This window comes from Lactobacillus sp., assembly GCF_051873315.1.
Lineage (GTDB): Bacteria > Bacillota > Bacilli > Lactobacillales > Lactobacillaceae > Lactobacillus.
In genome coordinates, this window is sequence record NZ_JBJEES010000040.1 from 26677 (window position 1) to 46800 (window position 20124).

22 protein-coding genes and 1 tRNA gene are annotated in these 20124 nt (G+C 48.3%); 20 read left to right on the forward strand and 3 right to left on the reverse strand.

The window, feature by feature from the left end; genetic code table 11:
* Positions 1–76 precede the first annotated feature (76 nt).
* From ACI32D_RS02230 to ACI32D_RS02280, 11 genes are all read left to right on the forward strand, one after another.
* Positions 77–241 carry a hypothetical protein gene (locus ACI32D_RS02230; RefSeq protein WP_439775027.1) on the forward strand — a complete coding sequence of 55 codons (165 nt, stop codon included), beginning with the start codon at positions 77–79 and terminating at the stop codon, positions 239–241.
* A gap of 47 nt (positions 242–288) precedes the next feature.
* Positions 289–447: a hypothetical protein gene (locus ACI32D_RS02235; protein ID WP_439775028.1), complete on the forward strand. Its 159-nt coding sequence runs from the start codon at positions 289–291 to the stop codon at positions 445–447.
* A 3-nt stretch (positions 448–450) separates the two neighbouring features.
* Positions 451–2160 carry an ABC transporter ATP-binding protein gene (locus ACI32D_RS02240; RefSeq protein WP_439775029.1) on the forward strand — a complete coding sequence of 570 codons (1710 nt, stop codon included), beginning with the start codon at positions 451–453 and terminating at the stop codon, positions 2158–2160.
* A 6-nt stretch (positions 2161–2166) separates the two neighbouring features.
* Positions 2167–4668, forward strand: coding sequence for a class III lanthionine synthetase LanKC (gene lanKC, locus ACI32D_RS02245; protein ID WP_439775030.1), 2502 nt, complete (start codon positions 2167–2169; stop codon positions 4666–4668).
* 19 nt (positions 4669–4687) lie between these two features.
* The gene (locus ACI32D_RS02250; RefSeq protein WP_439775031.1) at positions 4688–4849 is read left to right on the forward strand and encodes a hypothetical protein; all 162 of its coding nucleotides are present in this window, start codon (positions 4688–4690) and stop codon (positions 4847–4849) included.
* Between the two features lie 238 nt (positions 4850–5087).
* On the forward strand, positions 5088–6068 hold the full coding sequence (locus ACI32D_RS02255) for a ThiF family adenylyltransferase (RefSeq protein ID WP_439775032.1): 981 nt from the start codon (positions 5088–5090) through the stop codon (positions 6066–6068).
* Between the two features lie 11 nt (positions 6069–6079).
* The gene (locus ACI32D_RS02260; protein ID WP_439775033.1) at positions 6080–7660 is read left to right on the forward strand and encodes an ATP-binding cassette domain-containing protein; all 1581 of its coding nucleotides are present in this window, start codon (positions 6080–6082) and stop codon (positions 7658–7660) included.
* Positions 7650–9224 carry an ATP-binding cassette domain-containing protein gene (locus ACI32D_RS02265; protein WP_439775034.1) on the forward strand — a complete coding sequence of 525 codons (1575 nt, stop codon included), beginning with the start codon at positions 7650–7652 and terminating at the stop codon, positions 9222–9224. Before ACI32D_RS02260 ends, ACI32D_RS02265 begins: the two co-directional genes overlap by 11 nt.
* An 83-nt stretch (positions 9225–9307) precedes the next feature.
* A tRNA-Thr gene (locus tag ACI32D_RS02270) sits at positions 9308–9380 on the forward strand.
* A gap of 134 nt (positions 9381–9514) precedes the next feature.
* A complete protein-coding gene (locus ACI32D_RS02275) occupies positions 9515–10153 on the forward strand; it encodes an ABC transporter ATP-binding protein (RefSeq protein ID WP_439775035.1) in 639 nt (212 codons plus the stop codon).
* On the forward strand, positions 10150–10917 hold the full coding sequence (locus ACI32D_RS02280; protein WP_404540362.1) for an ABC transporter permease: 768 nt from the start codon (positions 10150–10152) through the stop codon (positions 10915–10917). Before ACI32D_RS02275 ends, ACI32D_RS02280 begins: the two co-directional genes overlap by 4 nt.
* 113 nt (positions 10918–11030) lie before the next feature.
* Here the strand turns inward: ACI32D_RS02280 and ACI32D_RS02285 are convergent, their stop codons facing one another.
* A complete protein-coding gene (locus ACI32D_RS02285; RefSeq protein ID WP_439775036.1) occupies positions 11031–12029 on the reverse strand; it encodes an AAA family ATPase in 999 nt (332 codons plus the stop codon).
* 173 nt (positions 12030–12202) lie between these two features.
* On the opposite strand from ACI32D_RS02285, the gene ACI32D_RS02290 reads away from it, so the two are divergent.
* The 6 genes from ACI32D_RS02290 (at position 12203) to ACI32D_RS02315 (ending at position 15726) form a co-directional block, all read left to right on the forward strand.
* Positions 12203–12589 carry a hypothetical protein gene (locus ACI32D_RS02290; RefSeq protein WP_439775037.1) on the forward strand — a complete coding sequence of 129 codons (387 nt, stop codon included), beginning with the start codon at positions 12203–12205 and terminating at the stop codon, positions 12587–12589.
* A gap of 1 nt (position 12590) precedes the next feature.
* A complete protein-coding gene (locus ACI32D_RS02295; protein WP_439775038.1) occupies positions 12591–12929 on the forward strand; it encodes a hypothetical protein in 339 nt (112 codons plus the stop codon).
* Positions 12930–13072: 143 nt separating this feature from the next.
* Entirely contained in the window at positions 13073–13459 is a 387-nt protein-coding gene (locus tag ACI32D_RS02300; RefSeq protein ID WP_439775039.1) for a hypothetical protein, read from the forward strand.
* Between the two features lies 1 nt (position 13460).
* The gene (locus ACI32D_RS02305) at positions 13461–13808 is read left to right on the forward strand and encodes a hypothetical protein (protein ID WP_270448937.1); all 348 of its coding nucleotides are present in this window, start codon (positions 13461–13463) and stop codon (positions 13806–13808) included.
* Between the two features lie 9 nt (positions 13809–13817).
* Complete coding sequence (locus ACI32D_RS02310) at positions 13818–14237, forward strand: hypothetical protein (RefSeq protein ID WP_439775040.1); 420 nt, start codon at positions 13818–13820, stop codon at positions 14235–14237.
* Between the two features lie 241 nt (positions 14238–14478).
* Entirely contained in the window at positions 14479–15726 is a 1248-nt protein-coding gene (locus ACI32D_RS02315; protein WP_439775041.1) for an ATP-binding protein, read from the forward strand.
* 80 nt (positions 15727–15806) lie between these two features.
* On the opposite strand, the gene ACI32D_RS02320 is transcribed toward ACI32D_RS02315, so the two are convergent.
* Entirely contained in the window at positions 15807–16967 is a 1161-nt protein-coding gene (locus ACI32D_RS02320) for an SLAP domain-containing protein (protein ID WP_439775042.1), read from the reverse strand.
* A gap of 259 nt (positions 16968–17226) precedes the next feature.
* Here ACI32D_RS02320 and ACI32D_RS02325 point away from each other — a divergent pair, with 259 nt between their 5' ends.
* The 3 genes from ACI32D_RS02325 (at position 17227) to ACI32D_RS02335 (ending at position 19573) form a co-directional block, all read left to right on the forward strand.
* Positions 17227–17748, forward strand: coding sequence for a GNAT family N-acetyltransferase (locus ACI32D_RS02325; protein WP_439775043.1), 522 nt, complete (start codon positions 17227–17229; stop codon positions 17746–17748).
* Between the two features lie 398 nt (positions 17749–18146).
* Complete coding sequence (locus ACI32D_RS02330) at positions 18147–18980, forward strand: pyridoxamine kinase (protein WP_439775044.1); 834 nt, start codon at positions 18147–18149, stop codon at positions 18978–18980.
* A gap of 35 nt (positions 18981–19015) precedes the next feature.
* Complete coding sequence (locus ACI32D_RS02335; RefSeq protein WP_439775045.1) at positions 19016–19573, forward strand: ECF transporter S component; 558 nt, start codon at positions 19016–19018, stop codon at positions 19571–19573.
* A 25-nt stretch (positions 19574–19598) separates the two neighbouring features.
* On the opposite strand, the gene ACI32D_RS02340 is transcribed toward ACI32D_RS02335, so the two are convergent.
* The coding region (locus ACI32D_RS02340) for a DUF3427 domain-containing protein (protein ID WP_439775046.1) at positions 19599–20124 on the reverse strand (526 nt) is incomplete at its 5' end.

Genomic DNA, 20124 nt, shown 5'->3' on the forward strand with positions numbered 1-20124 from the left:
GCTCAAAAATTATTTTTACGCGGGAGGCTGGAAAGGCATATAACAAGAGGCATAGATCTTAAGGGAGGAAATAACTATGAATACAGATACTCAAAATTTTCAAACAGAAAATAATCCAGCATTGAATTTACAAGGAATTGCTACAAGTCTTCGGGCTAAAAAGCGGCGAAGCACAAGAGGTGGCAGTCACAGCAATATTAGTATTCTGTGTGATCAGATCCATATCAATATTTGGCCTTAATGATTGAATTAGGACAGAGATTAGAGATCTTAAGGGAGGAAATACTGATGGGAAATTATATTCTGATGATCGAAAAAGAGCTGAACCAGGCTTTCAAGGAATTGGAGCAGCCAAGAAGCAAGCATTGGAATTGGCACAATTCCTACAGCCACATCAGCATCATGTGCCCAAACAGCCACAGCCACTTTTCGTTTAAAATCCGTTAAGCCATGAAGCTGCTAAAGATCACGCCACGCTTGCTCTGGGGCATCCTGCTGAGCATAATTGCCAGTTTGCTGAATTTGTATCTGCCCCTGCTGGTTCGCCATTTTATCAACCTTAAGCAGTTCGCCTGGTCAGGACTTTCTAAAAAAGTCTTGCTGCTGGGCGGGGCGATCCTTATTGGCAATCTCCTGGTCAGCACTATAAGCGACTACTTGATCAGCAGTGAAGGCGATCGCCAAGTCCGCCAGCTGCGCCTGCGTCTCCAAAAGCAGGTCCTGCGCCTGCCACAGAAATATTTTGATCAGCAGATCAGCGGCAATTTGACCAGCCGGATCATCAACGATGTCAACGTGCTGAGAAGCTTTTTGACCGAAACGATCCCGGCGGTGGTTACGGGCAGCTTGACCATCTTGGGCACGATGCTCATCACCTTCTCTTTGGACTGGAAGCTGACCCTGCTCATGCTGCTGGTCTTTCCTATTGACGGACTGGTGACGGTTCCTTTAGGAAAAATCAGCGAAGTGATCGCTGACCAAACCCAAAGCAGCCTGGCGTCTTTGACCGGGGTCACCAGTGAAAGCATCAAGCAGATCAAGACCGTTAAATTGAACAAGGCGGAAGAGGACGTTTTTGCCAAAAATACCAGGGAGATCAACAAGCTCTACAGCCTGTCCCTTAAAAGCGACCGAATCGCGGCGGTGATTGGGCCCTTGCAGTCGCTGCTGTCTTTTTGCCTGATTATGGCCGTCGTTCTTTATGGGACACTGAGGGTAAAAAGCGGTTCTCTGTCATCTGGGACCCTGGGGGCCTTTATGATGTACTTTTTTCAAATCATTGCTCCCATCAACAATGTCGCGCTTTTTTATTCTGACAGAAAGCAAATGCTGGGCGCCACGCGCAAGATCAGCGAAATCATTAACGAAGCTGCTGAAGAAACGGCTGGCAAGGAGCAGCGGGCAGTCGCGCAAGGCAACAGCCTGCTCAAGCTTGACCAGGTCAGTTTTGCCTACCAGGAGCTGCCAGTCTTGGAAAAGGTCGATTTGGAAATCAGAAGCGGTGAAAAAATCGCCTTGGTTGGGGCGACGGGGGCTGGAAAGACCACCTTGGTCAACGTTATCACGCGCTTGTATCCGGTTGACGCGGGCCGAATCAGCTTAAACGGCCAGGCAAGCACGGATTTTTCCCTGGAGCAATGGCGGGGCTTTTTCAGCGTCGTGCTGCAGGAAAACACGATTGTCTCGGGGAGCATCCGCGATAATTTGACTTTGGGTTTAAACAGAAAAGTGACGGATCAGGAGCTTTGGGATGCTTTGGCCCTGGTGCGTTTGGAGGAATACGCGAAAAAATTGCCGAAAGGGTTAGACAGTTTGCTGGGAGAGAGCGGAAAGCAGCTCTCCGGCGGGCAAAGGCAGAGGCTGCAGATTGCCCGGGCCTGCCTGCGCGACTTTAAATTTTTGATTTTGGATGAGGCAACATCGAATTTAGACGCGGATACTGAAAAAATCATCATGACCGCCTTGGACCGATTGAAGCGGACCAAGAACTGCGGCCAGATCACGATCGCGCACCGGCTGGCCACGATCGCCAACAGCGACCGGATCTATTTCATCAAGAATAAAACAGTTGTTGCCAGCGGCAGTCATGAGGAACTGCTGGAAAAAGTTCCCGACTACCGCCGTTATGTTCATGAACAGCAGCTTAAGGAAAAGAGGTAGGCAGGCATGTTGGAGGAGCAGATAAAGTATTTGGAGGCGGCCCGGAACAGAGGCAGCCTCTTTTACACCAGGCAAAAGGGGAAGGAAGAGCACTTTTTTACGCTTAAAGACCGGCCGGACGCGGCCTGGCTGGAGAAAAAGACCGCCAATTGGCATTACGTCCTGTATGAACCAGATGAATTGCCAGTCCAGGGCTGGAAGATTCACTTGAGTGCCACGGTTAAGCAGGCCCAGGGGATGCTGGATGCAGTAGCGCCGTGGCTGATCAAGCAGAAAGTTTCTTTCAAGTTTCAAAGCAGCCTGGAGCAATACGTTGAATCTAATTCCAAGTACGCTGACCGCGGCGAAAGCGGGAAATTTATCACGGTTTACCCGCGCGGCGAGGAGGAATTTGCTTGCCTGCTGGCAGAATTGCAAAAGCTGACGGAAACTTTTGCTCTGGGACCATATATTTTGAGCGACCAAAACTGGCAGGAGAGCAACGTTTATTTCCGTTATGGCGGCTTTAAGCCGCTTTATCTGGTCAACGCGGCTGGCGAGCGGGTGCCGGCAATATATGACCCGGCTGGAAACAAAGTAGAAGACCAGCGGCTGCCTTATTACCAGAAACCTGATTTTGTCAAAGACCTGCCAATTTTTGGCAAAAATACTTTTCCAAAGCAGGCAGCTTTCGCCCCTTTAGAGGAGTATCAAGTCAAAGAAGCCCTGCACTTCAGCAATGCTGGTGGGGTGTATTTGGCCTTGTATGAGGGGAAAAAAGTAGTTTTAAAGGAAGGGCGCCGGCAAGCAGGCCTGGATGCCAATCTGAAGGATGGCTTTGTCAGAGTTGAAAATGAAGCTGAAATCTTGCGGCAGTTGGCGGACCTGCCAGGCGTGGTGAATTATCTGGCCGATTTTACCTCATGGCGGCACCACTTTTTGGCCGAGGAATATATTGCCGGGCAAAGCCTGGAAGAGCTTCTGGCCACGGAATTTCCTTTTGTCGTTGGGGATCTTGAAAAAAAGGCCCGCTATAAGGCCAAGGCGAGCAAAATTTTAGAGCAGCTGAAGGAGCTGCTAAAGCAGATTCACGCCCGTGGTCTCGCCGTTGGCGACCTGTCCTTAAGCAATATCCTGGTTACAGAAGATGGGGACGTCCGCCTGATTGACCTTGAAAACGCGGGCAAGGCTAGGGAAAAGTATGTCCCGGGTCTGACGACGGTTGGCTTTGTTTCTCGGGCGGCCAAGACTTACGCGGAAGCTGACGATTTTGCCTTGGCGCGGATTGCCTACTATCTTTTCCTGCCGGTCATTCCAGTTGCTGATTTGGCGCCGGATATAATTGCCAAGCAGGAAAAATGGATTGGGGGCTATTTTGGCCAGGATGTAGTCCAATTTTTACGGAAAATTGCTGGAAACGTGCAGGCGTCCGTACCAATTTTTCTGGAAAAGCCCCTGACTATTCCAGAGAAAGATCTGAGCCGGCAGACCGTGGACTTTTTTAAAGAAGGCTTAACTAGGGGGATCCTGCGGCATTCGCGCTTTGATCAGGTAGGATTAGTGCCAAATTTATATGAGGAAAATGCTGATCCTATGGAGCTGTTGAACTTAGCTCATGGCGCCGCGGGCATTTTATGGGCAGTTGACCAGAACACGGACCTGCAGGCTTGGGTAGAAAGAAATCAAGGGAAGATAATCAAGATTGCGGAAGAGTCTGCGGCAATTGGCTTGTTCAACGGAACGGCTGGTTTGGCAAGCGTCTTGGATAAGCGGGATTTTCCGGACTTGGCCAAGCAGATGAGGCAAATCCTGCGACAAAAAGTTGATCTGAATATGACTGACAATTCGCTGGCCACGGGCTTGACCGGGATTGCCCTGGCCTTGCTGGAAAAGGACCCGGAAGTAAGCGAAAAAATCGCGGAAGAGCTGGCCGGCAGATGGGAGCAGGTGGATTTTGCCAATTTCGCGGATGAGGATGTTGGCCTGCTGACAGGCTGGGGCGGCGTGAGCTGGCTTTTTTGGCAATTAGGGCAAAAAGAAACGGCGGAAGAAATCGTTTCGTGGATTTTGCGGGACCATGCTGAAGAAGCAGAGACTTTGACCATTAGCGATCAATCGCGCGGCTTTGCAAGGCTGCTTCCATATTTGGAAAACGGGAACTTCGGCCTGGCCCTGCTGATGCATAAATTCATGAGGGAGGATCCGGCTTTTAAGCAGAGATATCAGCTCTTGTTTGATAAGCTGAAAAAGTCTTGTTTGACCTATTGCACCTACATGGAGACGCTGGTATCGGGTTATAGCGGCGTGCTTCCGCTGGCTAAAAGCCTGGCAAGCGATGGCGACTATACGTTGCTGGATTATGCTTTGGCCGCTTTGAATCAGTATTTGGTCGCGGGCATTGACGAAATTTTGGCGCCTGGAAAATATGGCTACAAGCTGAGCTTGGACTTTTCAACCGGGAGCGCGGGATTGTTGACCCTGCTGAAAGATCTGCGGCAAGGCGATGAGTTCAGCTGGTTGCCGCTTTGACAGGCAAGGAGACAGAAGCATGGACAATGTAATTTTGAATTTTGAAAAAATGGTTGAAAGAAATGCTAAGCGACTGTCCCGTAAAGAGATTACGCCTGCCAGCAGTCTCAGCATTCTTTGCACGGGGCATGACGTCAGCAATTTTGGGATCGGTGAGCTTCTTTTCAAGCTGTTTAAGTAGTGAATGAAACAAGATTATTTTTTCATTAAAAATTATTGACTTTCTCATTTTAGGGCGTTAGAATATCAACATAAATAGCAGTGAATAAAATCATTAGAAAGGAGATGTGAAAAATGCGCGTTGAATTTAGCAACAGTGATAGAATCGGTTGGCGTAAGGGCTGTGGTACAAGATAGCTTAGTTTTGAGGCGTCAAGCACTAATTGTGTTTGGCGCTTTTTGTATATGGAGGAGAAAGCATGGATTTACGTATAAAAAGGACCTTACAACCTCTGATCAATGGAGATCAAATTGTATTTGGTATCGGGAATAAAGGATTAATCAGAAAAGTGCCGGATACCGAATTGAATGAAAAAGTCATTAAATACTTAAACGGGGAACTGGACAGAAAAGACTTGAAGATTTCAGATCAAGAACTGATCAATATAATTGAGAAATTTCGGTCTTTAGGCTTAATTACTACTAATTCGTATAGCGATAACTCAAAATATTCCAGAAATATCAGCTTCTTTGAATGGATGGACACGTCGGACAATGTTGATCCAAATATATACCAAGAAAAATTGCAGAAAGCAAAAGTAGCTGTGTTTGGAGTTGGCGGGATTGGATCTGCAATGGCTGAATACCTGGTTAGAGCAGGAGTAAAGGACATAAAACTGGTTGATTTTGATACAGTGGAAGAATCAAATCTCACGAGACAAACTGCTTATGTGGAAAGCGATGTAAATAAAGCTAAGATACTGGCATGTTCAGATTACTTAAAGAAGATAGACAGCACTGTTAATGTGGAGACTGTACATTGTAAGATTACAGGTACGGATGATATCGAAGCGAATATTGATGCTGAAACTGATCTGATTGTAAATTCGATGGATCAACCAGCAGAATTAGACAGCTGGTTTGATGAAGTTGCTAATAAGACTAAAAAAGCTGTGATATTTAGCAGCTACGCTTCAACTGCAGCAAATGTGTATCCTAAAATTCCAGGTGTAACAAGAGATTACAGTGAATTTTTAGGTAAGGAACAGATTACAAAAGACTGCATAATTGACAACAGTTTTCCAATGGCTGCAATTTCATCTGTAACAGCAATGGCAGCGGGCATGGCTAGTTACTACGCAATTATGTTTCTAACTGGAATTCGAATTCCGAAAGATGCTATTCAGATAGATTTTGATGGATGGACAATCTTGAAGATTAATGTTTCTGTAGCGGGATAAGGAGGAGTAAATTGCTAAAATTGTGGCTGAAAGCTAATCGGCCGCGGGCAGCCGTATTGCTGGCGCTGAGCGTTTTGTTTCAAGCTGTGTCAGCCTACAGTCTGTACTTGATCAGCCCGCAGCTGAACAGCTTGATTGGTGGAAAATTTACTTGGCTTTTCGGCCTAGCCCTGCTTAAATTAGCTTTGGATTTGTTTGGCAACCTGCTTTTGGCGGTAAACAACTACTTGTTCAGCCAGCAGAGTCAAGCAGCGAGCGACAGCTACCGGCAAAATTTGCTGCAGGCCTACTATGGCAGCAATGATCAGTGGCCGACAGCTGATCTGCAGAATGACTTGGTCAATAATTTGCAGGTGATCAACCAAGATTATTGGCAAAGCATCTATTATTTCGTCAACAATGTGCTCTACGCCTTTTTTGTCAGTGTGGCAATTCTTTCCTTTAATTGGCAACTGGTTCTTTGTGCTTGGGCAATCGCTATTGTGGCTCTTTTTGTGCCGAAGCTCTTTGAAGAAAAAAGCAGCGCGGCAACTGAAGCCGTGGTTAACCGCAATCAAAAGTATCTGCAGGCACTGGACCAGTGGCTGGCAGCGATTGAGGAACTGCGGCGTTTTTCTTTAAAAAAGGTACTGTGCCGGCAGCTTGGTGAGGAAAGCCAAAAATTGGAGGACGCCCGGATCAAGCGGCAAGCTTGCCTGTCAGTCGCGGAATTCACGCAAGAAATAGTCGACAATATCGGGATCGTGGGAGTCCCTTTTCTGGCGGGAATACTGTACTTTAGAGGCCAGGTGGCTTTCGGGGCAATCATCGCTGCTGGTTATTTAGCCAATGGCGTTTTCAGTTCCCTGCAAGAAGCTTTTTCGGCGTATATTTCAGCAAAATCAACGACTAAGCTGAATGAAAACATGCTCCAGCATTTGCAAGTTCAAGCGACCACGAAGACTGAAGATCCCCAAACGATTGTCGGCCGGGGAATAGAAGCGAACTTGGGCGGGCAAGTGATCAAATATCCTGATTTTACGATCAAGGCAGGGGAGAAGGTCTTGCTTACCGGGCCGAGTGGCTGCGGGAAAAGCAGCTTGCTCAAACTCCTGCTTGGCCAAATTAAACCCAGCAAAGGCCAGTTGACATATTTGGATTCTGAAGGAAAGGAAATCCCAAATCCGGCCCGGTCTTTTGAATATCTGCCGCAGGCTGGCTGGATTTTTCCAGGAACGGTCGCTGACAATATCACCATGTATGATGGCAAAAAGCAAAGTGAATTGGCGGAGGTACTGCAAAAGGTTGGCTTAGACCGGGACTTTCCCAAGGCAGCTGACCTCGGCCGTGAAGTCGGTCCCCGGCAGGCAGACCTGTCCGGCGGGCAGAAGCAGAAGATTTTCCTGGCCCGCGGACTCTTGCGCCATAAAAAAGTATCTTTGATGGATGAACCGTTGAGTGCGCTTGACCAGGCCAGCCGGCAGAAAATTTTGCCACTTCTGCTGGCCCGGAAGCAGACTTTGATTTTTGTTGGGCATAATTTACCGCTCGAAGAGCGGGAGCGATTTGATCAAGTGATCAATCTGAAAGAAGGGGAAGATTTTGCAAATTAAAGATTTGTTTCGGCTAAATCCCGGCCGCTTTCCGGCATTATTGTTGGCCCGGGCATCGACGGCTTTGCTGACGGCATGGGCGGCTTTTGCCTTGACCTGGGAGTTCAGCGCGATAAAAGACCGGCATTTTCAGCAGTTTCTGCTGTTTGCAGCTCTGCAGCTCTGCTTGCTCCTGCTCGGCAGCCTGCTTGACCAAGTGACCGATTATTTCTGGGAACTTCACCTTGAAAAGTATTTTCATCAGATCCGGCAGGAGGTTCTTGCCCACGCTTATGCTGAAGCGGCTGGGACAAAGGAAAATCTGCAAAATGAATTGACTAATGACTTGGAAATGCTGAAGGAACAGTACGCTGATTCTATTGGCGGTATCGTTCATTCGGCCGTCTTGCTGGCCCTGGTTGCCGGTTCTCTGGCATCTTTCCGCTGGAGCCTGCTCTTACTGGTTATTGTCGTAAGCGTCTTGCAGATGTACTTGCCGCGCGTGCTTGATGAGCCGCTGCAAAAAGCTACTGACAAAATTTCGGCCAGCAACCGGAAATATTTGCAGACCCTAGCAGACTGGCTCAATGGCATTGATACTTTGCGCCGCTACGCGGTCGGGGAAAAATTCTTAAGCAGTATTCACGCTGACGCCCGTGAATTAGAGTCTGCTTATGTGAAGCAGCAGAAAGTTGACCAGGAACTGGAATACCTTAATCAAGCTATTTATTCTTTGGGGAACACGCTGATTTTCCTGCTGACTGCTTATCTGGTAGCGCGCGGGCAGCTCGAATTCGGCTTGATTGCCTCGGTAAATGACTTCAGCTTGTACCTGTTTGGCTCTTTGATGAACATTGCCAATTACCGGGGACAGCTGGTTGCCAGCCGCGGCTTGCAGGAAAAGATTCTGGACTTGCGGCAGCCACTGGCTCAAGCAGAAGAAAAGGGGACAGCGCCAGCAGCCTTCTCTGTAAAGGATCTTCGGCTGACTTTTGCCAATGGACATGAAATCAAGTATCCAGACATCCAAGTCAAGCCGGGTGAAAAAGTACTTTTGACCGGGGCCAACGGGACTGGTAAGTCGACGCTGTTTAAGCTTCTGGTAGGGGAAGCAGTCGCCAGCGGCGGCCAGATCAGCTTTTTTGACCAGGCTGGGAAAAGGGTGACGCCTGACCGGACTAAAATCGGCTACTTGCCACAGGAGGCAATTTTATTGCCAAGTAGCGTTATGAATAACATCACTATGTTTGATCCAGATCTTGAGTCAAAGGCAGAGGCCAGCGCGGCCGATGCCCAGCTGGCTGAGGCAGTTGATAGTTGGCCTCAAGGCCTGAAAACGCCAGTTGACTTGGCGGGGGACAATTTGTCTGGCGGACAGAAGCAGAAAGTGGTGATGGCCCGCGCGGAAGTTCATGACAGCCAGCTTCTCTTGATTGATGAAGGGACCAGCGCGATCGACCAAGCAGCTGGCCGGAAAATCCTAGACAAATTGCTTCAATCCAAGCAGACGGTGGTTTTGGTCGCGCACAATCTGACTAAGGAAGAGCGGGACCTGTTTGACCGGGAAATTAAACTGCCCGCCTAAAAAAATCAACTTTTTTCGCGAAAGCTCTTGTCAAGGACACGTTTTTATGGTTTAATTAATAACTGTGTTAAGGCACAAGAGTCGCTGACTTAGCTCAGTTGGCAGAGCACTTCACTAGTAATGAAGGGGTCGGAGGTTCGAATCCTCTAGTCAGCATATTTTAACCGTCACCTGCAGGGTGGCGGTTTTTTCTTGCCTAAAATCCTTCAAGCTTTTATAAAAAATGTTTCATCCGCTTTGGACTATAATGTAAATGTAGTATGAAAATTACAGAAATTAGGAGGAAGAAAATGGCACTCATTGAACTCAAGCAGGTGTCCTACCAGGCTGGTGACCAGAAAATCCTGCAAGACGTCTCCTTTGCGGTGGAGGAGGGGGACTACCTCACCTTGACCGGGCCGTCAGGCAGCGGGAAAAGCACGACTTTGAAGCTGATCGCGGGCTTGATCTCGCCTAATAAGGGGGAGATTTTTTACCAGGGGCAAAATCTTGATAACCTGGACCTGGTCCAGTACCGCCGGCAGGTGTCCTACTGCTTCCAGCAGCCAACCTTGTTCGACGAAACGGTTAAGGACAACCTGGCCCTGCCTTTTGCCATCCGCAAGCAGGACTTTGATGAAAAGCGGGCTCAGGAAGCCTTGAAGCAGGTGGATTTGTCAGCTGACTATTTGGACAAAAAGATTACCACCCTGTCTGGCGGGGAGAAGCAGCGGGTGGCTTTAATCCGCAACCTGCTTTTCCGGCCGGAGGTTCTCCTGTTGGACGAGGTGACGACAGGGCTGGATGAAGAGAGCAAGCAGATCGTCCACCAGCTGATCGCCCGGGTACACCAGGAGGGGACCACGATCGTGCAGGTGACCCACGACCAAGAGGAGCTGGCCGCTTCCAAGCAGCTCCTGCACATGGAAAAAGGAGGAGTGCTCAAATGAAATCAATGGCTGTCAGCGATCTGTCATTAATCTTGTCTTTTGCACTGGTCCTGGTGTCCGTGGCGATTTCCTGGAAGGAAAAGCTGGGCTTGACCAAGGATATTTTTTATAGCGTGGGCCGGGCTATCGTCCAGCTGGTCATCGTCGGCTACGTCTTGAAGTTCATCATGCAGGTCAACAATGCCATTTTGACCCTCTTGATGACCCTGTTTATCATTTTTAACGCGGCCTGGAACGCTAACAAGCGGGATCCCAACCCGAACCGCCAGCTCTGGCAGTCAATCGTGGCTCTTTTGATCGGGACTTACATCACCCTAGGCGTGCTGCTGCTGACTCAGACGGTGAAGTTGAAGCCGATGCAGATCATTCCGATTACGGGGATGATCGCCGGCAATGAGATGGTGGCGATGGGCCTGTGCTATAAGGCTTTAGCCACGGGTTTCCATGACCAGCGCCAGCAGGTTTTGGAAAAAATTGCCCTCGGGGCTGACGTGAAGACGGCCAGTATGACCATCCTGCGGCGGAGCATCAAGACTGCCATGCAGCCGACGATCGACTCGGCTAAGACGGTGGGGCTGGTCAGCCTGCCGGGGATGATGTCAGGGTTGATTTTTGCCGGCGTGGACCCAGTTTACGCAATCAAGTACCAGATTATGGTCACTTTCATGCTTTTGTCAGCGACTGGCCTGGGCGCCGTGATCGCGGGCTACCTGTCCTACCGCAATTACTTCAACAAGCGGAGCCAGCTGCGGGAAGAGGAGTAGGAGCGATGAGTGCATGACTTGACGCGCATTCAGTAAGAAATATTATAGAGAAGAAAAGCTACATTAACTCACATCACACAGAGTGAGTTAATGTAGCTATTTGTTTAAAAAAATTAGTCGTGCCTTAGCTTCCGGCCAACGGTGCTTTTGGACATGCCAGTCAGAATTGCCATTTCCCGGATAGTGAAATTTTCTTTTTGCAGATCGTGAAGTTCTGGTGAGTGGCCGGTTACACTTTGGTAGATATTTTGCAGGTATTTAGCTGGATCTGCTTGGATGTTGCTGAAGGTTACGGCAGTTTCAACCATCTTTTTCAAGTCACCAGGGAGGGGGATCCTGTCTCCGTATAAAGCAATTATCTTCTTAAACAGCCGGATATTTTTCGCCAGACCCTGGTACTCTTGGTAAACGTTATTCATTATCGCGACAGCTACTTCGGTCAAGTCTTCCTGGCTGTACTGGTCAAAATTGACAATTAACTTAAAATGCAAGCTCAATGGCAGCTTGAAGGACTCAATCGAGTTTGCCGTGGCAATTATAGTAAATCCGGGCAGCAGGTTATCGAGTCCTTTTAGAAAAGCGTCCTGGTCTGAAGCAATTGCATCGATTCCCTCTAAAAGAACGATTATCTGGTTAGGGTAGGGATAGTTGTTGATCTCATAAAAGGCTTGAGCGAGATTTCTTGGAATTTGGCCAGTTTTTTCGCTGATTAAGGATTGGCAGTCAACTTTTAGCAACTTGCGGTTAAGGATCTTGGAGATTGTTTTGGCAGACGAATTTTTTCCAGTACCTGGCTGGCCTTTAAAAAGGAACTTGTTCACGTTCATACTGTTGTAGACCGCGTTAACGATCCATTCAAGCTTGTCAGCAACTTTTTCCGGTAAGGGCAGCTGGCCAACTGGAGTTGATGGAACTTCTTCTAGGAAAGTCAGAGAAGAAGTTTGCGGCACAAAAATATTGGCTTTGGCGACTAAAGTATCTATGTAGTTGCCGAGTTCTTCATCTCCTAATTTCCGAAAGTCATCGGCGATTTGCTGAGCTTTTTCGGTAAAGGCATAATCATTGCATTCTTCGTGATATTTGATTAGATCGACTATGTCCTTCTTCTTCATGTGTACCGCCTCTCGTCTTTGCTTGCTGAACCTATTATATCGCAGGCGGGACAAAAAACACTATTTTGGGACAAGGAGGCTGGAATACTTAAAGACGGTGTACCAAGTCATGACTAGAGTAAAATATGAAGTAGGATGGCAAGGGTAGATAAGTGTCATAGAGGAGTAGCATAATGAGCGATTCAAAGTCGACTTATTCAGAAGCTTCTGAGTATTATGTCAATGTTACCGTGCCGCAAAATGATATTGATCGGGATAGGTATCTCAGAAGCAAGGATCGGGAAAAGAAGTGGAACCAGGATTGGCTTAAGAACAAGGTCAATGTTAATGAGGTTGTAGATCGCTTTGTGCCTAAAGGAGATCCAAATAGGTCATTTCATACAGAGGGTGGAGTGAAATTTGATTTCGAGGGTACCAGATATAAAATCAAATGCGATAAGGTTGCCGGCTACTTGCGCATTTTTGACAAAAAAGTAGGAATGTTTTGTAAATTAGACGGAACACCATCAGATGATTTAAAGGTAACACACTTTAAAATTATTAAGAGAGAGGAAATGTAGAATGAGATTACAAGTTGCGTTGGATGACCGGGCTCTGAAGTACTACAAGGTGCATTATGTTGATGGCGAGCCATCAGTTGAGTATTACTTTGATGAGAAGACGGCTCAAGCTTTGGAAGATGATGGCTTCTTAACTGAGATGTGGCATAAGTTCGATGCCTTGTTTGACTGGGGGGATTACGACTTCTTTGAGCCCGACAAGTGTGTGAAATTTCGTGAATGGTTGCTTGACCGGATGAAGCGGCCAATGAACGATACGGTTCGTCCAGTGTACGAAAAAATGCTGGAGTATGCTAATTTGGCAATTAAATGCAATACCGGGATTGCTTTTAACTTTTAGGAGGCATCAGTGAAGAAGTCATACTCTTTGCTTACGATACATTTAGACCGGCTGCCGATGCCGGCTAAACCACTTCGTTTGGTGTCTAGCGAAACCGCGTCTGATGTTTAAGGGTTAGATAAGTGTCATAGAGGAGCAACATAATGAGTGATTCAAAATCGACGTATTCTGAAGCTTCTGAGTATTACGTCAATGTTACCGTGCCGCAAAATGATATTGATCGCGGCCGGTATATCAGGAGCAAAGATCGGGAAAAGGAATGGAACCAAGATTGGGTTAAGAACAAGGTAAATATTAATGAGGTTGTAGATCGTTTTGTACCTAAAGGAGATCCAAAGAGGTCATTTCATACAGAGGGTGGAGTGAAATTTGATTTCGAGGGTACCAGATATAAAATCAAATGCGATAAGGTTGCCGGCTACTTGCGTATTTTTGACAAAAAAGTAGAAATGTTTTGTAAATTAGATGGTACGCCATCTAGGAACTTAAAAGAGACTCACTTTAAAATTAAAAAGAGAGGAGAGATGTAACATGTGGTTGTTAGTTGCGTTAGATGATCGTGCATTAAAGTATGACGAAGCGTACAAAATCCATTATGTCGATGGTCAGCCAGCGGCTGAGTACTACTTTGATGAGAAGACTGCCCAGGCTTTGGAAGACGATGGCTTCTTGACTGAGATGTGGGATAAGTTTGATGCCATGTTTGACTGGGGGGATTTTGATTTCTTCGAGCCCGACAAGTGCGTGAAATTTCGAGAGTGGTTGCTTGACAGGATGAAGCAGCCAATGAATGACACAGTCCGTCCAGTTTATGAGAAGATGCTGGAATTTGCTAATCTGGCGATTAAGTGCAATACCGGCATTGCCTTTGACTTTTAGGAGGCATCAGTGAAGAAGTCATACTCTTTGCTTACAATACATTTAGACCGGCTGCCGATGCCGGCTAAACCACTTCGTTTGGTGTCTAGCGAAACTGTGTCTGATGTTTTAGAGTTAGGTTCTGTGTACTGTCTGTTTGATTATCCGGTTTGTCAAAGGAAGCTTTCTGCTTCAAAAATGTTGCAGACAGAAAGTTTGCTGAAACTGAGAAATTTGGTTGAAGTTCAGCCGGAATGTACAAATTTAGTTGTTGAGCTGGATCTTAATTGTTATTCAGAGATCATGAATTTGCTCTTTCTCAAACGTTGCGTTCAAGCTATACAGTATTTAAAGACAGAATTTCCTGCCTTGACAGTTTTGCTAGCTTGTCCTCACGAGGACATGAAAATGTGGTCGGATGTGATGGAACAGTTACTTCCGAAGCCATGACTTTTAGTTTTCTGTCTAAAAACTTGTGTAAATAGCCGGCAAAATTAACTCAATATGCTGCGATTAACCATAATCGATGCAATCGAAGCGCGACGATTAGCCATAATCGATGCAATCAAAGCGCGATGATTAGCGAAATCGATGCAATCGAAGTGCGACGATTAACGGAAATCGTGCTAAAATGAATGATATGATTAAGAGAAAAAGTGTCGTTTAAAGTGCTACGATTGGGGTGATATGGATGAAAGAAACACGGACGATGGAGTACAAGGAGAAGGTAACAAATACATTCTTGAAGACGGTCAGTGCTTACTCTAATTACGGAACTGGACAGATCGTCTTTGGCATTAATGACGCGGGTGAAGTAGTAGGCCTTGATGATCCGGAAAAGACCTGTCTGGATGTTGAAAACAAAATCAATGACAGCATTAGTCCAAAACCCAACTATACTTTGCAGGTTACCCCGGAAAAAACTGTTGTTTTAGAAGTAAAAGAGGGTTTGGATAAACCATACTTGTATCGTGGCAAGGCATATAAAAGAAATGATACTTCATCAATTGAAGTTTCCAGGGGAGAATTAAACCGCCTAACCTTGCAAGGGACAAATCAGAGTTTTGACGAGCAAACCAGTAGTGCTGATTCGTTGTCATTTGAGCAGCTGACGCGGGAGTTGCAAGAAAAGGTTGGTATTGAGGCGGTTACCAAGGATATTCTCAAAAGCCTGAATCTCTATTCTGACCGGCGCGGCTATAACCATGCTGCTGAATTGCTGGCAGATGAGAATACTTTTCCCGGCATCGACATGATTCGGTTTGGTAAAAGCATCAATGAAATCATGGATCGCCGCACGATTAAACACTGCTCCCTTTTGACTCAGTATCATGAGGCAATCAAAGAATTTCAAAAATACTATGAGTATGAAGTGATCGAGGGCAGCCAGCGGCAGGTCAAGTGGCTGATTCCGATGACCGCCTTCCGGGAAGCAGTAGCTAATGCCTTGGTTCATCGGGCTTGGGACGTGCCGGCTAACATCCAGATAGCTATGTTTGAGGACAGGATTGAATTGACTTCGCCAGGTGGTCTGCCCTTCGGTATCAATGAAGAAGAATATCTGGACGGCTATGTCTCCGTTCCGCGCAATCCAATTATTGCCAACGTTTTTTATCGCTTGAATTACATCGAGCTGTTCGGAACAGGAATCAGAAGAATTCAGCAAGCTTATGACCAACTGCCCATGCAGCCACGCTTTAAGGTCAGTGGCCAGTCAGTACGGGTCATCTTGCCGTTGGCTCAGCAAAATATGCAGCTTAGCCCAGATGAAGAACTAATTTTGCAAAGTCTGGAGCCTAACCAGCCCCTTGCCAAAAAAGAGCTGGCTGACATGACTGGGATCAACAGCAGCCGTTTGAGCCGCCTTTTGCGCAAGCTGACTGACCGGCATTTGCTGACTAAGGTTGGCGCTGGTCGGGGGACTAAGTATTACCGCTAATTTTCATCATAAAAAAAGCTCTAACTGCCTCTGTGGCAATTAGAGCTTTGTTTGTTTCTAAAATTAATTCGCGGTCCGGCTTACTTCACGTTGGCAGCCTTGATGTAACGGCCGACGTTGATCCGGTAGTAAGTCTTGCCAGCAATCTTCCGCTTGCCGCCGTAAGTGAAGACTTGCTTGCCCTTCTTCAAGGTAGCAACTGACTTTACCCGCTTGCCCTTGCTGTTGTAAGTCCAAGCATTGTGGACCAGCTTGCGGGCAGTACCGTCAACGTTGTTAGCCTTGATGTACTGGTTGGTCCCGATCTTGTAGTAGTTGCTGCTGCCGATCTTGACGATCCCGCCGATCACGTAAACGTAAGTGTACGCGCTCTTGTAAGCACCGGTTCTCTTGCCGGCGGAAGTGTAGACGTAAGACTTAGACATGATCTTCTTCTTAGTCTTGCTTACAGGTGCTTGACTGGCTGGCGTCTTAGATGAGCTGGAGCTTGATGAAGAACTGGATGATGAGCTTGAGCTGATTGACAGAGGCAGAACTGAGATGTTCCCGTCAACGTTCAGACCCTTCCAGTTTTCAGTGAACTGCCAGATGATGACCCCGTTCATTGACGGGAAGTATGAAAAGTCTGGCGCGTCGATCCGGCCTGAGCTGGTGTAGTAGGCTACCCACAGTGAGTTAGGGTAGCTTGCCGTAACCGTGCTCGTGTTGACCGCGTTGTTCAAAAGGTAAGAACCAGAGTAGAGCAATGGCTGGTAGCCGGCGGCCTTGATCTTCTTCATAAAGGCCATGATGGCGCTGGTGTTGGCACTCTTGCTCCCGCTGGTTGAGTTGCCGCTGCTGGTTTCCCAGTCACAAGCCAGGTATGAGCCTGCTGGCAGGCTGACAGCCTTGGCGCTGGCGATAGCGTAGTCCGCTTCGCTCTTGGCTCTGGATGAGCTGGAACCGAAGTTGGCGAAGTGGTAGGCCATTGGCAACAGGTTGTTGGCCTTGGCGCTGGCTACTTGTGCCTTGGCGTTTGGATTCCGGTAGCTGGTGCCTTCGCTGACTTTGACAATGACGAACTGGGCGCCCGCCTTGCTGTACTTGGTCGTGCTGGTTGGCTGGTAGCTTGACACGTCGACCCCATAAGAACGGCTGCTGGCGCTGGTCGTGCTGGCCTGTGCCAGGCCGGCAAAGCTCATGCTGACAGCTGCCGTCAATGTGGAGACTAATGCAAGCAGTTTAAGGTGTTTAAACTTCATGTAAGGTACTCCCATTAAAAAAATTGTGTTGGCTTCAAATGCTCAAAATAAGTGGTTTATTTTGCAACAATTCTCATTATATAACTGCAATGTTACAAAACCTTGACACAGACTTTTCTAATTTTTAAATAATGTTACAGCCTTTTAGCACTGAAAAGGCTTCACTTTAAGCAGATCGTTTGAGCTTGTCCGCCTGTTTATGTAAAATACCCTTTGTCGTTGTCATGAACCAGTAATATAGATAAGGAAGCGATAGGAAATGCAGATCAGAAAAGCAGAACTGAAAGATTTTGACCAAGTGATGGCGATCCTGCAGGACGGGCGCAACCAGTTGGCGGAAAGCGGGATTGACCAGTGGCAGGGGGACTACCCGAACCCTGACCACGTCCGCGAGGACATCGAGAACGGCTACGCTTACTTGGCCAAGGCCGACGATGGGGAAACCGTCGGGACTTTGACCATCATTCCAGCGCCGGACCACGCTTACGACCAGTTGGACGGCCACTGGCAAGTCGACACGAATGACTACGTCACTGTTCACCGGGTAGCTATCCACTCCGACCATACCGGCCACGGCTATGCTTCCCAGCTCTACCAGGCCGTGATCAATTACTTTACCAGCGGCTTCAATGACATCAAGTCCGTCAGAGTCGACACCCATGAGGACAACCTGCCCATGCAGCACTTGATCGAAAAGAGCGGCTTCAAGCGGGTGGGCACCCTGCATGGGGTCTACCGGGAAAATGAAACCAGCTACGTCTACGAATTGGTCACGGCTTAAAATAAACTTACTAAGCTATAAGCAAGTTATATAAGCGAACAGTTTAAAAATAATAGGTGTTTTGAAATTCGTAAGGAAAAGATCATAATTCCATCACAACTATCTTGTATATTAGATTCGTAGCTTGAGGTTGTGGAGAGCCGCAAGTTGCAACATCCAAATTTCTTTTATTTTTCTTTCCTCAATGTAACATTGCATTGAATTTTATACATACACAACACATTCCTAACCAAAGTCAGCTGCTCTTCTAAGCAACTGGCTTTTCTTGTGCTCTGAAAATGAAAACGTCCGTGTTATACTAGTTATTACCAGATTAGAAAAAAGTCAGCACGAATTGCTTTCATGTTTTTTTAAGCAAGCATATAATAAAGATACTGAGCAACAAGGAGGGGCCAAAAGTGAAATCAGTCTTGATCAGTCAAGATCTATCCTGTGTTGGTCAAGTCTCGCTGGCGGTCGCCTTGCCCGTTTTAGGGGTCAGCGGCCTGCAGACCGCGGCTTTGCCAACGGCAATTTTGTCTACGCATACGGGCGGATTCGGGGAGAACACCTTCCTGGACTTGTCGGCCAGTCTGCCAGATATTTGGGCGCACTGGGACAAGGAAAATATCTCTTTTGACGCCATCTATTTGGGCTACCTGGGCCAGGCGGCCAGCCGGGTCTGGGAGAAGGGGCTGGAAGAATACAGCCGGCAGGGGAAACTGATCCTGCTGGACCCGGCCATGGCTGACCACGGCCGTCTCTACCGCGGCTTTGATGACAGCTATGTTGTCCAGATGCAGCGCTTGGCCCGGCAGGCAACGATTTTGACGCCGAACTTGACTGAAGCCTTGCTGCTCTTGAATGAGCCGGTCGACTTTGATGAAGTCGACAGCCACCGGGCCTGCGTGATTACCCAGCGCCTGGCCCAGAAGTTTGCCCTGTCCCAGGTGGTTTTGACCGGGGTACCGCTGGCTGACAACCGGATCGGGGTTTACGGGCTCAGCCGGGGCGGCCGGGTTTGGGAAAGGACCCAGGACCGGATTCCGCGTAGCTATTTTGGTACCGGGGACCTTTTTGCCAGCTGCCTCTTGGCCGGCCTGCTTCACGGGCTGGACTTGGAGCAGGCGGCTGGCGTGGCCGGAGACTTCGTGGCCAAGGCAATCCTGGCGACTGATTTGGACCAGGACCAGCGCTTCGGCCCTAATTACGCGGCGGCCCTGCCTTGGCTCTTGCGGCAGTTGCAAAATTAGTGCATTGATCATCTATTTTTAGGAGGAGAAGAAAAATGCGCGATGAACAGAATTCTTTAAGAGCAGTCGTGATGACCGGCTTGTTCGCGGCCATGATTTATATCGGCATCTGGGTCCTGCGGATCCCGCTGCCGGCAGTCGTGGGCCGGCCTTTCATCCACTTCGGCAACACCTTGACGGCCGTGGCAATTCTCTACCTGGGCTTCCGCAATGGGGCCTTGGCGGGGATCATCGGCCTGGGCGGCTTTGACATTCTCAACGGCTACGCGGCTACCAGCTGGCTGACCATGCTGGAAGTCGTAGTCGTGGCTGCCGTTTTGTCAGCTGTCTACAAGGGCATGAAGTACAACGACAGCAAGAAGAACATCATTATTTTGGCGGTCATCGCCGGGGTAACCAAGATTTTTACCTCTTACGCGACGACGGTCGTGGAGGCCTTGATGGCCGGGACGGCTTTGCAGCCGGCCCTGGTAGCGGCCTTCTTGAGCCTGCTGGCCACGGTAATCAACTCCTGTTCAACCGCGGTTTGCACGCCAATTCTCTACTTTGCATTGAAAGATATTACCGTCCGCGTCATGAAGCGGGCACACTAAAAGGCTTCCCGGCTGGGAAGCCTTTTTAATTGCCAAAAAGCTGGTCGGCGATTTTGGCCGGCAGGGGATCAGGCAGGACCAGGTCCAGGCCAACCGCGCTCTTGCCCTTGAGCTTAACCTCGCGGACCGTGGCAGGATCAATTTTTGCCGAGCCCAGGTAGTAAAACTTCGGGCCGTAGGCATCAGCCCGCTTGACGAAGACTGGAATCCGGGTGACTTGCTGGCCGGATTCCGTGCCCCGCAAGAGCTGCTGGACTTCCGGAGAAGACAGGTGGCGGGGAGTTCTGGTGTACCAGGCCAGGCGCTGGCCGCGGGCTTGGTTGTCGTAGCGGGCGTTTCTTTGCTCCTGGTCAGTTTTTTGATAAGTGATAAAGACCGGGCAGACGTCACCGGTCAGCCGGTAGCCGTACATGGGCCGGCTGACATCTAGCGGCCAGTTGAGCAGGCGGCAGACCTCCTTGCGGTCGTAAGCCGCGTAAAGGGTGAAGTCTTGCGCTGGGTCTTTTTCTTTGGCGAGGAATAAGCCGGTTTTGACCGCGTCTTTAAAAAGG

Bases quoted from the DNA above. Each gene is read 5' to 3' on its own strand.
- ACI32D_RS02230 (WP_439775027.1), top strand. From the start codon at position 77: ATGAATACAGATACTCAAAATTTTCAAACAGAAAATAATCCAGCATTG.
- ACI32D_RS02235 (WP_439775028.1), top strand. From the start codon at position 289: ATGGGAAATTATATTCTGATGATCGAAAAAGAGCTGAACCAGGCTTTC.
- ACI32D_RS02240 (WP_439775029.1), top strand. From the start codon at position 451: ATGAAGCTGCTAAAGATCACGCCACGCTTGCTCTGGGGCATCCTGCTG.
- lanKC (WP_439775030.1), top strand. From the start codon at position 2,167: ATGTTGGAGGAGCAGATAAAGTATTTGGAGGCGGCCCGGAACAGAGGC.
- ACI32D_RS02250 (WP_439775031.1), top strand. From the start codon at position 4,688: ATGGACAATGTAATTTTGAATTTTGAAAAAATGGTTGAAAGAAATGCT.
- ACI32D_RS02255 (WP_439775032.1), top strand. From the start codon at position 5,088: ATGGATTTACGTATAAAAAGGACCTTACAACCTCTGATCAATGGAGAT.
- ACI32D_RS02275 (WP_439775035.1), top strand. From the start codon at position 9,515: ATGGCACTCATTGAACTCAAGCAGGTGTCCTACCAGGCTGGTGACCAG.
- ACI32D_RS02280 (WP_404540362.1), top strand. From the start codon at position 10,150: ATGAAATCAATGGCTGTCAGCGATCTGTCATTAATCTTGTCTTTTGCA.
- ACI32D_RS02285 (WP_439775036.1), bottom strand. From the start codon at position 12,029: ATGAAGAAGAAGGACATAGTCGATCTAATCAAATATCACGAAGAATGC.
- ACI32D_RS02290 (WP_439775037.1), top strand. From the start codon at position 12,203: ATGAGCGATTCAAAGTCGACTTATTCAGAAGCTTCTGAGTATTATGTC.
- ACI32D_RS02295 (WP_439775038.1), top strand. From the start codon at position 12,591: ATGAGATTACAAGTTGCGTTGGATGACCGGGCTCTGAAGTACTACAAG.
- ACI32D_RS02300 (WP_439775039.1), top strand. From the start codon at position 13,073: ATGAGTGATTCAAAATCGACGTATTCTGAAGCTTCTGAGTATTACGTC.
- ACI32D_RS02305 (WP_270448937.1), top strand. From the start codon at position 13,461: ATGTGGTTGTTAGTTGCGTTAGATGATCGTGCATTAAAGTATGACGAA.
- ACI32D_RS02315 (WP_439775041.1), top strand. From the start codon at position 14,479: ATGAAAGAAACACGGACGATGGAGTACAAGGAGAAGGTAACAAATACA.
- ACI32D_RS02320 (WP_439775042.1), bottom strand. From the start codon at position 16,967: ATGAAGTTTAAACACCTTAAACTGCTTGCATTAGTCTCCACATTGACG.
- ACI32D_RS02325 (WP_439775043.1), top strand. From the start codon at position 17,227: ATGCAGATCAGAAAAGCAGAACTGAAAGATTTTGACCAAGTGATGGCG.
- ACI32D_RS02335 (WP_439775045.1), top strand. From the start codon at position 19,016: ATGCGCGATGAACAGAATTCTTTAAGAGCAGTCGTGATGACCGGCTTG.